Consider the following 12,195-nt stretch of genomic DNA (forward strand, 5'->3'; position numbering starts at 1 on the left):
TCACCTGTGAGAACAGGTGACTTTCATTGAGGGGGCGGTACGACGGCTGATGCTATCGACGCTATATCCGGTCTCACCTGTGAGAACAGGTGACTTTCGCTAAAGAGAGAAGAGGCCCCGTCTCATCACCCATGAGACGGGGCATCTTTGCTAGAAAAGCAGGTGCTAGTCGATAGCGTCGAAATCGACTACATCAAACCCGAGGATTCCTTCGGATGCGCTCACCACCGGCTTATCGCGCACCACGTGCCGGTTCGCAATCCAGTTGCGGAACGACTCTTCATCCTGCCAGTGAGTCAGCGCAAAATATTCGGTACCGCCACTGGTGGGGCGCAGCAGTTCAAAGCTCAGGAACCCGGGAACTTCATTGAGCTTTTCATTATTGTTCTTGAACCGGCGCTCTAACTCCTCGCCCATGCCTTCCTGCACACTGAGCTTATTAATCTTGACAACTGCCATGCTATTCCTCCGTTGGTTTTATGGCTTATAGTTAGGGATGCCTGATGAAGGCTTTAGTTTTAGCATAGGGTACACCGCGTCTCGACAATAGACACGCACTATTTATGACGTTATTTTGCCTGGTTCAGAGTACCGCGAGTGCTGCCAAACAGTGATCTGCGCCCTATATTGACTACGGTCGAAACACCTCAATTACCGATACTCCGGCAAACGGAACATCATCTCCTGCGCGACAGTCGCCACCAACTTACCTTCGCGCGTAAAAATCGATCCCCGAGCGAGCATCCGACCGCCCTGCGCCGTGGGGGAGTCCATCACATACAGCAGCCACTCATCCGCACGTGCCTCATGATGAAACCACATCGCATGGTCCAAAGAGGCAGACTTCATGCCCTGCTCAAGCCAAAACTTGCCGTGCCTGCGCAGCGCTGGTTCTAGGGGAAGATAATCCGAAGCATACGCAATCGCCGCCCGATGCATCGCATCCGAAACCGGGGCGCCCGAAGCATCAACCAGCGGATCGAAAGTCTTAAACCACACCGTAGCAACCGGTTCCTGCGAGCTTGAATCCGGGGCCGTATACAGGTGCGGGCTCACATACCGAATATCGATTGGACGCTCCCAAGCAACTGCCTGCGCTACCGGATGCGCCACCTCGCCAATGTAGTCGCTCACGCTCGGCAGCCCCTCAGGATCGGGAACCTGCGGCATCTCAACAGCCGTATGCTCGGGGCCGCGACCGGGCTTCTGGAATGATGCAATCGCAGAGAAAATGGGAATATCGTCCTGAAGCGCCTGAACCCGGCGAGTCGCAAAAGAACGCCCATTATTGAGCCGTTGCGAGGTAAAAATAAGCTCTTTCGTAATATCGCCGGGATGCAAAAAATATGCATGAATCGAATGCAGCACCTTATCGGTAACAGTATTATCAGCCGCCATAATGGCCTGAGCGAGCACCTGCCCGCCATAAGTGCGCGGGGTCTCACGGGTTAGCGTCACAGCGGTAAAAGCGTCGTCACCGCCCACCGACTCAGTGGGGGTCAGGTTCAGCATGGTCATCAAGTTCTGGGTGGGGGTGGGCTTCGTCATTCTTTAATTCTGACACGAAGGGGTAAAGTTGAGGATGATTTATCGAAGAAAATATGCGAGCGAGAGGCAAAACATGACTGATGACCTGCACACACCTGACGCAGCATCTCTGCCAGAACCGGAACCGCAAGAACCTCCACGCTCAGCCACAACCAACATCCGACGTGTAGACCTCAAATACAATCCGCACGAAGGCATCGACGAACCCTACTTTATCTTCCCCAACAACCAGCAAGGTATAGCCGCCGCTGCCGACCTCAGCACCTATATTTCACGCGCACGTTCCCTTGATACCCATGCGGCAATACGCCTTACCGCCCGTGGGAGTGTGCTTGCCGTTTTCGCATGCTCCCTCGCCCCCGAAACCATGCTGGATAACACCCCCACCATCCTGGGGATGCGAGCCCTCAACCTCGCAAAGCTTTCAACCCTTGATATTGTGGTAGATTCAGCCGCCCTGCTCGAACGCCTGGCACGCATTGAAGAATCCGAGATGGTGCTGTATCTGCCGCCCGTCACCGTACACACCGAATGGGCTGGGAAAGCCGCACCCCTGCACGGATGGGAAAAACTAGGAACCATTGACGCCGACGAATTCCGCCGCGCCAGCCGTGAAGGACTTACCGCCGTCGAAAAAGCACTCCCCGAAAACCCTGGTGCTGCAGTGCTTACCACCGTGCGAACCCGTATCTGGTCATCACCCATGGTGCTTGAGCACCTGCCGGAGTTTGACCGAGCCCCTATACCTACAGGCGCAGCTTTCGCCCTGCAAGTCTTCGGATTCCTTCCCGAAACCTTCACCGGTGAGCTCGCTATATATGCCGCCCGTACTGGTTCCGACGGCTGGGTGCGCATCGCTGCCCCCGACGGGCATGTGCTGGTGCGTTCGGGCTCGGGAGCGCTCGCATGAGTTATTCTGCGAATCAGCCGGGTGAGCAGGTTAGCATTTACGAGCAGGTGGGTGGCGAGGAAACCTTCGATAAGCTCACCCGCAGGTTCTATGCGCTCGTGAAGGCCGACCCCGAGTTTTCTACCATGTACCCGGATTTTGACCCGTTTCCGCCTGAGCACCTCACAGAGGAACAGACCGCCGAGATTGAAGCGAACGATACTGACCATTTTGATGCATCGGCGCGGCGGCTGAAAATGTTCCTGATTCAGTACTTTGGTGGGCCTAGCACCTATCAGGAACAGCGCGGCCACCCGCGTTTGCGCATCCGGCATAACCCGTACCCGATCTGCGCAAAGGAACGCGATACTTGGCTGAAGTATATGCGGCAGGCAATGGATACTCTTGATCTTCCGATGATGATTGATGCGACTATGTGGGACTATTTCGAGCGTGCGGCACGCGCCATGCAGAACCGGGCATAGTTCAAGACAGCATTGCATTTCAGACGTTGCTTTTATAGGTTGTAACAATGCGTATTGTTTCTTATAACCCTGAGTATCGGGAAGCTCTTCTGGATATTTCACTTCGCGCCTGGGGACCCGTTTTTCCGCGGATGCACAACGACGTCCCCGAGTTCGTTTATGATGCGTTCTACCCTCAGGGATGGCAGCAGCGGCAGCTTAGCGATTTAGAGGAAGTGCTCGATCAGGAGCCTCAGAATGTGTCTGTTGCCCTTGAGGGTGAGTGCCCGGTTGGTTGGGTCTGCACACGTATTCACCCTGAGGATCAGATGGGTGAGATTTATGTGATTGCTGTTGATCCCGAGTACCAGCGGCGCGGCGTGGGGCAGCAGCTTATGGAGCATGCCTTTGCGCAGATTAAAGACGCCGGGATGCGCATGGTGATGGTCGAAACCGGCGGCGATTCGGGACACGCACCGGCCCGAGCGCTCTATGAGTCCGAAGGATTTGTTCGCTGGCCCGTTGCTCGGTACTTCAAGGATCTTAGCGAATAGAACTATTGCTCAAAAACAATAATTCTCAAGACCCACCTGGCTCAATGTAACCCATGGGCGCTAAAAAAGGTTCTTGATGTGAAATAAGCGTAATTTTCGCGGTTTGTTTCACATCAAGAACCTTTTTATATAGGTTGGGGGGGGCAGGCTAGGGGATTATTACCCTAAACGTCAGCCGCCTGAACCTTTAAGGCACGAGCCACGCCGTCGCGCGCCTCCGCAATCTGTCGTCGCAGCGCCGCCGCATCCTCAGGCAAAGACGCTAAATAGGTTTCGGTGCGTTCCAGTAGTTCGGCGGTCGGTTCCGAAGGGTACATGCCGCCAATAATCTGCATCGAAATCTCGTGTGACCGCGAACGCCAAATACCTTCAATCAGCTCAAAATACGGTTCAATATACGGTGCAATGAGCTCGGGTTCGCCCGATTTGAAACCGAAAATGGCGTAGCGCTGAATCATATTAGACAGCTCGCCGGTCACCATAATCTTGTTCCAGTATTCGGCTTTCACCTGTTCACTTGGCTGAGACGCATATGCCTGAGCCGCATACTGTTGACCGGTTGCCGTGTTATCGTTTGCCGCCTCAGCATCGATCTGTGCGGCGTTCACACGACCACCCGTCGCCAGGCGGCAGATTAGGGTCCATCGCAAATCGGTGTCAATCTCCAAACCGTCCAGCACAATATCGCCTTCAAAAAGCCGCTGCACAATCTCATACTGCGCCTCGGTTCGGGTCTGATTCACAAATGCCTGAACCAGCTGCAGCTGCGAGTCTGAATCCGGCTGAGCGGCGCAAGCCAACGACCACAGGCGATCGGCGGCACGTTCACGAGTTTCATCCCTAAACTCAGGATTAACAAAGGAACGCAGAGCGATGGAGAGGTTACCCAGCTGGGTTCGCAGTGCAGTCGAATTAGTCTCTTTGCCGATATTATTGAGCACAAATTCCACATACTGCCGCGCTGGCATCTGGGCGTCACGCACGGTATCCCAGAGGGAACCCCAGACCACGCCGCGAGCTACCGACGAGTCGATGTCGCCCAGATACTTCACCGCAGTATCAATAGAACGCTCATCCAGGCGAACTTTGGCAAACGCCAAATCTTCATCATTGAGCAGAATCAGGTCGGGGCGTTTCTTGCCTACAGCCTCGGCAACCTCGGTCAGTTCGCCGTCAATATCCAGCTCAATGCGGTCGGTGCGAGTCAGCTTTCCGTCTGTCAGATCGTAGAAACCGATAACTGCACGATGCGGGCGCAACGTTTCATAACCGGCAGCATAGGATTGGCGGATACCCAGAGAAGTAATATTGCCCTCGGCATCATCGGCGACCTCGACCGTAAGTGTGTTTACCCCGGCGGTTTCAAGCCACTTGGCACTCCATGCGCGTACATCACGGCCGGAAGTTTCTTCCAGCTCGACCAGCAAGTCGTCAAGAACCGTGTTACCCCAAGCGTGCTTGTCAAAATACTTCTTCAAGGCCGCCATGAAGTTTTCCTGACCAACCCACGCAACCATCTGCCGCAGCACCGATGCGCCCTTCGCGTAGGTAATGCCGTCAAAGTTCACCTGAACATCATGAAGGTCACGAATCTCAGCCACAATTGGGTGGGTTGAGGAGAGCTGATCCTGCCTATACGCCCAGGTCTTCTCCGAAGCAGAGAACGTAGCCCATGCTTCCTGTGCGTAGCGGGTATTCTCAGCCGCAGCCAGTGTAGACATAAACTCGGCAAATGACTCGTTCAGCCACAGGTCATTCCACCACTTCATGGTGACCAAATCACCAAACCACATATGCGCAAGCTCGTGAAGTATCGTAATGGCGCGGCGCTCACGCAGCGCCTCTGCAACCTTGGAACGGAACACATAGGTTTCAAGATAGGTTACGCACCCTGCGTTTTCCATAGCACCCGCATTGAACTCGGGGACGAAGAGCTGATCGTACTTCTCGAAAGGATACGGCGTCTTGAACTGCTCCTCATAAAACTCGAAGCCCTGGCGAGTCAGCTCAAAAATATCGTCCGCATCCACATAGGGCATCAGCGACTTACGCGCGTAAACACCCAGCGGAATAACACGCCCCTCAGAGTTCGTCAGTTCGCTCGTAACCTTCTCATACGGGCCCGCCACGATGGCTGTAATGTACGAAGACATGCGCGGAGTAGGCTTGAAATACCATGTTTGTGCCCGACCGCAACCGCAGTCCTTGGGCTCAATCTTCACCTCGGGCTGGTTAGAAACCACAACCCAGTGCGAAGGAACACGCACGCTGAACTCAAACTCGGCCTTCAAATCTGGCTGCTCAAATACAGGGAAAACACGGCGAGAATCCGGAACCTCGAACTGTGAGTACAGATAAATTTCACCGTCTGCCGGGTCCACAAAACGGTGCAAACCTTCACCGGTATTTGTATAGAACATCTCTGCATCGATCTTCAGAACATTCTGCGCTGCAAGATTCGGCAGAGCAATGCGCTCCCCATCGGCAAGAGCAGGATCAAGCCGCTCGCCGTTTAGCTCAATCGAATTTACCTGAGAGGTAATAGCGTCAATAAACGTGGATGCGCCAGGCTCAGCATCGAACCGAATCTCAACAATCGACGAGAAAACATCTTTGTCTGTGCGAAGGTCGAGATCAACACGGTAGGTGTGAACCCGCTTAATAACTCCCGCACGCTCAATCGCCTCATCGCGGGTTAAATTTAGACCGGGCATGATTCCCTTTCTCGATATGTGTTTATAAATCTTCCTGTAGCGTTTTGCAGCGGACCTACCAGGAGAAACAGTGCAAAACCAAGCTCAAGAATATAGGCATCAGACAAATTCAGATATGTGTATGTGCCCCGGCAAAAAGTGCCTAGTACCACAGTCTAACGCATCCCGTCAGAGAGCACATTATTACTCATCACATGCGCAAAATACGTGCCGATGGTAAGGGCAGGTGTGGGCAGAAAATATGTGCCGAAATAGTACCTGCCATTGCCCCGATACCGGTTACAGGAATAAGTTTAAATTCGCTACAGTTATAGAGACACAACAGCTGAGGGCACCCAGAATAGAGACGACTATCGCCGTGCACATTTCGGGGGGCCAGTCCACCACTCACTGCAAAGATATAAATATCCACGCTGTGAGCGCCACGGAACACCATCAGGAGAACCCCTTGCGCGTACATATCGCCACCGACCATGCAGGTCTTGAGACGAGTCAATACCTGATTGAACAGCTCACCGCCGCAGGATACGACATGATTGATCACGGGCCCCAAGAGTACGACCCGCTGGACGACTACCCAAGTTTCTGCATTAACGCTGCTCTTGCCGTTAAACGAGACCGTGAGCAGGGGTTTGACTCGCTGGGCATCGTCCTAGGCGGTTCTGGTAATGGCGAGCAGATTGCCGCTAATAAAGTAGAAGGAATTCGCGCCGCACTGGCCTGGAATCACGATACCGCCGCTCTTGCCCGCCAACATAATAATGCCCAGGTCATTGCGGTTGGTGGTCGTCAGCACAGCAATGAAGAAGCACTAGAGATTATTAAGGTTTTCCTTTCCACCCCGTGGACGAATGAAGAGCGCCACGCCCGCCGCATCGGTCAGGTTGCCGAATACGAGCGAACCGGTCGTATTGAAGGTAAGCATATCGACTCATAGCACCGTAGATCAGTAAGCCACAGATTTTTTATTTTTTATACGGATGCGGCGGCAGCGTACCCCGAAACATCGGGGAATAATAAATGTCGCTGCATTCGCCGTTTAGTTTATAGGTGTATGAAACACCCCCAAGGCGCCGTCCGAATGATATGCGGTGTACCGTATTAAAGGTGCGGCTTCTAAAGTTTAGGCCCCAGACGCATGCACCAAAATACAACCACAGACACGCGTTCGCAGGAGAATCCCATGCCCGAAGGACACTCAATACATCGTATCGCCCGCCAATTCAACGATGTTTTCATGGGGGAGAGCGTGCGAGTCTCAAGTCCACAGGGGCGTTATACGGATGGCGCAGCCCTTCTTGACGGAGCCAGCATTCTCAACGCATATGCGCACGGTAAGCATCTCTTCGTGCCCTTCAACAATGAGCTGACACTCAACGTGCACCTTGGCATTTATGGCAACTGGAGCTTTGGAGGGGACGATACCTTTACGGGTGCATCCAGCATAGGCGCACCCCGGAAGATCGGCGAAAAAGAATATACGGCGGGGGAGGCCGAAGAATATACCGGACCGCCCGCGCCGAAAGGCACTACCCGGTGCCGCATCGTTTCAGAACACGGTTGGGCTGACCTCGTTGGTCCCACTATCTGCCGAACCTTAAACCCAGACGAAGTTGCCCAGGTACGCGCCAAACTTGGACCGGATCCGCTCAACACCGATGCAGATCCCGAACGTTTCTATGCCGCAGCCCGCAAAAGCTCAAGGCCTATCGGCGTGATCCTCATGGATCAGGCCGCTATCTCGGGCGTGGGCAATATTTTTCGTGCCGAATCGCTTTACCGCCAAGAAATAGATCCTCTTCGCCCCGGTAAGACTCTCACCGATGATGAGCTGAGTAGACTCTGGGAAGATAACAAACATCTGCTCACCATCGGAGTGCGTGTCGGCCGCATCATTACCACCGAACAAAAGGACCGCCCGGGAATCCATGAAACCGAAGCCTGGCCTGAGCATGCTAACTACGTTTACCAGCACCACGGAGAACCCTGCCCCCGATGCGGCACCACCATTCGTATGGAGGAAATCGCGGGCCGTAAACTCTATTGGTGCCCTGGATGCCAGAAATAGCGTTAGCTACGGTCCCCGCAAACGATGCGCACCGAACTTGACAGTCTCCAGTACAGGCAGGTAATCTTATCTAGTTCTTGCGGGGATGTAGCTTAATGGTAAAGCCTCAGTCTTCCAAACTGATGACGCGGGTTCGATTCCCGTCATCCCCTCGGTATACATAAAACGCCTTGGTGCTTTGCACTGGGGCGTTTTCCTTATGCCGAGGGTCTGAAGTGGGAATCGTTTACGGACACGGATTTCGTGCCTCGTTTGCTCGGAATCCGTACCCTTCAGCTCGTCATCCCTTCGATAACAAAGCCTTGATGCTTCGTATTGGGGGCTTTTGTTGTCTCGGGTTTGAAACGGGAACCGTTTAAAGAGCTGGTTGTATATATGCCTGGTACGGCAAAATGAGACAAATCCTGAATGTAAGAAGTCTATATCTATGCGTCAACCTGGCAGGGCTGGGACGTGCAGAAGCGCCCGAATAAGTCGATACGCTTGAATAGATGACTATACTCAGATAATTCCTCAGAAAGACTTAAGGTTTTCGTGTTCTAAATTAGACATTCGAATGTTAGGCATTTATCCTTGTACACGGTAAACTTAAAAACCGAATGCCTAAAAGCATTCGCGTTTCACGGGGCGTGGCGTAGCTTGGCTAACGCGCCTGCTTTGGGAGCAGGAGATCGCAGGTTCGAATCCTGTCGCCCCGACGTGAGGCGGGCGTCGCGTATGCGGCGCCCTTTTCCAGTAACTAACTGCGGTTCACAGGCTTGTGCCGCATCCGACTATATGAGGAGAACACAGACGTGAAGACCGCCGTCGAGAAGCTCAATCCGACCCTCGCGAAGATCGAGGTCGAGGTTCCCTTCGCAGAGTTCAAGTCCTACCTGGACCGCACCTATAAGAACCTGGCTCAGCAGATTAACGTTCCTGGGTTCCGTAAGGGCAAGCTGCCTAAGCAGCTCATTGAGCAGCGCACAGGTTACGACTACATTGTCGAAGCATCTCTGAACGACGCCTTGAACGACTTCTACTCACAGGCATTGGGCGAGAATGAGCTCTCCCCGCTGGCACAGCCCGAACTTGATGTGCAGAGCCAGCCCACGGTGAACGATCGTGAAGCAGACGTGAAGCTGAACATCACCGTGACCGTTCGTCCTGAAATCGAGCTTCCCAACTATGAGGGTATCGAGGTTGAGGTTGACGAAATCAAGGTTACTGCAGAAGACGAAGAGCAGGCTCTTGAAGCTCTGCGTGAGCGTTTTGGTACCTTGAAGAACGTTGAGCGTCCCGCAGCTAAGAATGATTTTGTCACCATTGACATCACCGCTGAAATCAATGGTCAGGAAATTGACGCAGCAAACGACCTGTCTTACCAGATCGGTTCCGGCACCATGGTGGACGGTATTGATGAGGCCCTGATCGGTCTGTCTGCGGGCGAAGATGCAACTTTCGAGACCACGCTTTCCGGCGGCGATCACGCGGGGGAGGACGCAACCATTAAGGTGAAGCTCTCCGCTGTTAAGGAGCGTGAGCTTCCTGAGGTTGACGATGAGTTCGCGCAGCTTGCTTCTGAGTTCGATACTGTTGATGAGCTTAAAGCAGACATGAAGAACCAGGTTGCCGAGGCCAAGGTCTCTGAGCAGGGCGCACAGGCACGCGATAAGGTGCTGGCTAAGCTCATTGAGATGATTGAGGTTCCCGTACCTGAAAAGGTCATTGAAGAACAGCTGGAGCAGCACTTCAACAACCCCGAAGCCGGTGAAGACCACGATACCGAAGAGCACCGTCAGGAAGTTCGTGAGAACACCGAGACCGCCTTTAAGAATGAGATGGTGCTTGATGCTATTGCTGATGCTGAAGAAGTTGAAGTAAACCAGAATGAGATGATCAACTACATCATCACCATGAGCTCGCAGTACGGCATGGATCCGAACCAGTTCGCACAGATGCTTGACGGTTCCGGCCAGGCTGGAATGCTTGTGGGCGAGGTACGCCGCTCCAAGGCTCTAGGCGAAGTTCTTAAGAAGGCTGTCGTCAAAGACACTAAGGGTAAGGCTGTAGACCTTTCCAAGTTCCTCTCTGAAGGTGAAGAAGACGAGAAGTAGTCCTTCTCTCCGCAGATACCTATAACGGATGCGGGCGTGCATGTGCAGGAAAGAATCCTGCGGTGCACGCCCGCATTGTTGTGTTAAGTTTTGGTACATGCCCCAACAGAGGAAATAGATATAATGCGCTGAGGGTTGAGTGACGTTCGCCCTTTGGCGAACTACGGCGAAACTCCGCCCGAATACAGCCGTGACCCGGTATTGTAGTAGCAATGAATATTTTCACGGGCCCGCATGGTAGGGAGCGCGTGAAACCCATCGAGAAGAAGAGGGAAGATGTCTAGCTACATGCCTCTGCCTATTGGGTCTGGGAATAACACCCCGACTATGGCTACGAACCCCGTCACAGGGCAGGAAGATTACGTCTATAATCGTCTGCTCAAGGAGCGTATTATTTGGCTGGGGTCTGAAGTAAGGGACTCAAACGCAAACTTAATTTGTTCACAGATGTTGTTGCTATCGGCTGAAGATCCCGAGGCAGATATTTACCTGTACATTAACTCTCCCGGTGGCTCGGTGACCGCTGGCATGGCTATTTACGACACAATGCAGCTCATTCCGAATGACGTGGTGACTGTAGTAACCGGTATGGCTGCATCTATGGGACAGTTCCTTCTGACAGCAGGTGCCATGGGCAAACGTTATGCGACCCCCAACGCCCGAATCCTGATGCACCAGCCGCTTGGTGGTATTGGTGGTACCGCATCCGACATCCGTACTCAAGCAGAACTCATCTTAGATATGAAAAAACGTCTGGCAGAGATCACGGCTGAACGTACCGGTAAAAGCCTTGAGACCATTCTGAAAGACAATGACCGTGATAACTGGTTTACCGCTGAAGAGGGCTTGGAATACGGCTTCTTCGATCACATCGCACTATCCACTGGCGGTAATCTGACCGCCGAGGGTAAGTAAAGAGGGGAAATACACATATGAACTACCTACCTCAAGATTCTGCACCGCAGATGCCCTCGAGCCGTTACGTGCTCCCCAGCTTTGAGGAACGTACCCCCTACGGTTATAAGCGTCAAGATCCGTACGCCAAGCTATTTGAGGATCGCATTATTTTCTTGGGTACCCAGGTTGATGACGCTTCGGCAGATGATATTATGGCTCAGCTTCTCGTGCTTGAGGCTCAAGATCCCGATCGCGATATTACCCTGTACATCAACTCTCCCGGTGGTTCTTTTACGGCAATGACTGCCATCTATGACACCATGCAGTTTATTCGCCCCGAGATTCAGACCGTATGCTTGGGTCAGGCTGCATCGGCTGCGGCAGTGCTTTTGGCTGCTGGAACCCCGGGTAAGCGTTTGGCTCTTCCGAATGCTCGCGTGCTTATTCACCAGCCCGCCCTAAGCGGACAGCAAGGCGGACAGGCATCTGACCTTGAGATTCACGCGAACGAAGTTATGCGTATGCGTGAGTGGACTGCACAAACCCTGGCCCTGCACTCCGGCAAGACCTATGAGGAAGTTGACCGTTCGATCGAGCGCGATAATATTCTAACTGCTGCTGCCGCTCAAGAATACGGTTTAGTGGATAAGGTACTGGATTCGCGTAAACTTAACAAGCCTGCTACCAATACTGCTACGTCGCACGATTAGAAATATGAGTGTAGTCCTTTCTGTTGTCTAAACGTATATACGATTACTATTAGGTGCCGCATCCTCAAAATTGAGGATGCGGCACCTATACGTTATACCCCAAAAAGTACATAAAACCTCAAGTTACACAGCGTCATAATTGTCAAATTACATCGAATACGACACGCCGCATCACAGTGACAGCCTGTCTTCACACCTCAGCGAAAAACTAGGGTAGCCTGGTAACAAGCACCTTGTGATAGCTTGCAAACACTC

The 12,195-nt window shown here is 53.0% G+C and carries 11 protein-coding genes and 2 tRNA genes; 10 read left to right on the top strand and 3 right to left on the bottom strand.

Going from position 1 to position 12,195, the window contains the following annotated elements:
* Positions 1–165: 165 nt before the first annotated feature.
* Together HMPREF2958_RS08220 and HMPREF2958_RS08225 are read right to left on the bottom strand one after the other, a co-directional pair.
* Entirely contained in the window at positions 166–459 is a 294-nt protein-coding gene (locus HMPREF2958_RS08220; RefSeq protein ID WP_070697633.1) for an antibiotic biosynthesis monooxygenase family protein, read from the bottom strand.
* A 192-nt stretch (positions 460–651) separates the two neighbouring features.
* Positions 652–1,548, bottom strand: coding sequence for an acyl-CoA thioesterase (locus HMPREF2958_RS08225; protein WP_070697634.1), 897 nt, complete (start codon positions 1,546–1,548; stop codon positions 652–654).
* 73 nt (positions 1,549–1,621) lie between these two features.
* Between HMPREF2958_RS08225 and HMPREF2958_RS08230 the strand changes: the two genes are divergently transcribed.
* The 3 genes from HMPREF2958_RS08230 to HMPREF2958_RS08240 are packed head-to-tail and all read left to right on the top strand — an operon-like array spanning position 1,622 to position 3,455.
* Positions 1,622–2,458, top strand: a complete 837-nt coding sequence (locus HMPREF2958_RS08230; protein WP_246828089.1) for a DUF8185 domain-containing protein — start codon at positions 1,622–1,624, stop codon at positions 2,456–2,458.
* The gene (locus tag HMPREF2958_RS08235) at positions 2,455–2,922 is read left to right on the top strand and encodes a globin domain-containing protein (RefSeq protein WP_070697636.1); all 468 of its coding nucleotides are present in this window, start codon (positions 2,455–2,457) and stop codon (positions 2,920–2,922) included. Before HMPREF2958_RS08230 ends, HMPREF2958_RS08235 begins: the two co-directional genes overlap by 4 nt.
* A 47-nt stretch (positions 2,923–2,969) precedes the next feature.
* On the top strand, positions 2,970–3,455 hold the full coding sequence (locus HMPREF2958_RS08240) for a GNAT family N-acetyltransferase (RefSeq protein ID WP_070697637.1): 486 nt from the start codon (positions 2,970–2,972) through the stop codon (positions 3,453–3,455).
* Between the two features lie 164 nt (positions 3,456–3,619).
* Here the strand turns inward: HMPREF2958_RS08240 and pepN are convergent, their stop codons facing one another.
* The gene (pepN, locus tag HMPREF2958_RS08245; RefSeq protein WP_048755270.1) at positions 3,620–6,169 is read right to left on the bottom strand and encodes an aminopeptidase N; all 2,550 of its coding nucleotides are present in this window, start codon (positions 6,167–6,169) and stop codon (positions 3,620–3,622) included.
* 448 nt (positions 6,170–6,617) lie between these two features.
* Between pepN and HMPREF2958_RS08255 the strand changes: the two genes are divergently transcribed.
* From HMPREF2958_RS08255 to HMPREF2958_RS08285, 7 genes are all read left to right on the top strand, one after another.
* Positions 6,618–7,106 (top strand): ribose-5-phosphate isomerase, encoded by a 489-nt coding sequence (locus HMPREF2958_RS08255; RefSeq protein WP_048751528.1) that lies wholly within the window; start codon positions 6,618–6,620, stop codon positions 7,104–7,106.
* 246 nt (positions 7,107–7,352) lie between these two features.
* A complete protein-coding gene (locus HMPREF2958_RS08260; RefSeq protein ID WP_070697639.1) occupies positions 7,353–8,237 on the top strand; it encodes an Fpg/Nei family DNA glycosylase in 885 nt (294 codons plus the stop codon).
* 81 nt (positions 8,238–8,318) lie between these two features.
* Positions 8,319–8,389 (top strand) — tRNA-Gly (locus tag HMPREF2958_RS08265).
* A gap of 471 nt (positions 8,390–8,860) precedes the next feature.
* Positions 8,861–8,935, top strand: a tRNA-Pro gene (locus HMPREF2958_RS08270).
* 96 nt (positions 8,936–9,031) lie between these two features.
* Positions 9,032–10,333, top strand: a complete 1,302-nt coding sequence (gene tig / locus HMPREF2958_RS08275; protein ID WP_048751461.1) for a trigger factor — start codon at positions 9,032–9,034, stop codon at positions 10,331–10,333.
* Positions 10,334–10,609: 276 nt separating this feature from the next.
* A complete protein-coding gene (locus HMPREF2958_RS08280) occupies positions 10,610–11,248 on the top strand; it encodes an ATP-dependent Clp protease proteolytic subunit (protein WP_048751459.1) in 639 nt (212 codons plus the stop codon).
* Between the two features lie 17 nt (positions 11,249–11,265).
* Positions 11,266–11,940 (top strand): ATP-dependent Clp protease proteolytic subunit, encoded by a 675-nt coding sequence (locus HMPREF2958_RS08285; RefSeq protein ID WP_048751458.1) that lies wholly within the window; start codon positions 11,266–11,268, stop codon positions 11,938–11,940.
* Positions 11,941–12,195: the final 255 nt, after the last annotated feature.

The organism is Rothia sp. HMSC036D11 (assembly GCF_001814205.1).
Taxonomy (GTDB): domain Bacteria; phylum Actinomycetota; class Actinomycetes; order Actinomycetales; family Micrococcaceae; genus Rothia; species Rothia dentocariosa.

Bases quoted from the DNA above. Each gene is read 5' to 3' on its own strand.
- HMPREF2958_RS08230 (WP_246828089.1), top strand. From the start codon at position 1,622: ATGACTGATGACCTGCACACACCTGACGCAGCATCTCTGCCAGAACCG.
- HMPREF2958_RS08225 (WP_070697634.1), bottom strand. From the start codon at position 1,548: ATGACGAAGCCCACCCCCACCCAGAACTTGATGACCATGCTGAACCTG.
- pepN (WP_048755270.1), bottom strand. From the start codon at position 6,169: ATGCCCGGTCTAAATTTAACCCGCGATGAGGCGATTGAGCGTGCGGGA.
- HMPREF2958_RS08260 (WP_070697639.1), top strand. From the start codon at position 7,353: ATGCCCGAAGGACACTCAATACATCGTATCGCCCGCCAATTCAACGAT.
- HMPREF2958_RS08220 (WP_070697633.1), bottom strand. From the start codon at position 459: ATGGCAGTTGTCAAGATTAATAAGCTCAGTGTGCAGGAAGGCATGGGC.
- HMPREF2958_RS08285 (WP_048751458.1), top strand. From the start codon at position 11,266: ATGAACTACCTACCTCAAGATTCTGCACCGCAGATGCCCTCGAGCCGT.
- HMPREF2958_RS08240 (WP_070697637.1), top strand. From the start codon at position 2,970: ATGCGTATTGTTTCTTATAACCCTGAGTATCGGGAAGCTCTTCTGGAT.
- HMPREF2958_RS08235 (WP_070697636.1), top strand. From the start codon at position 2,455: ATGAGTTATTCTGCGAATCAGCCGGGTGAGCAGGTTAGCATTTACGAG.
- HMPREF2958_RS08280 (WP_048751459.1), top strand. From the start codon at position 10,610: ATGTCTAGCTACATGCCTCTGCCTATTGGGTCTGGGAATAACACCCCG.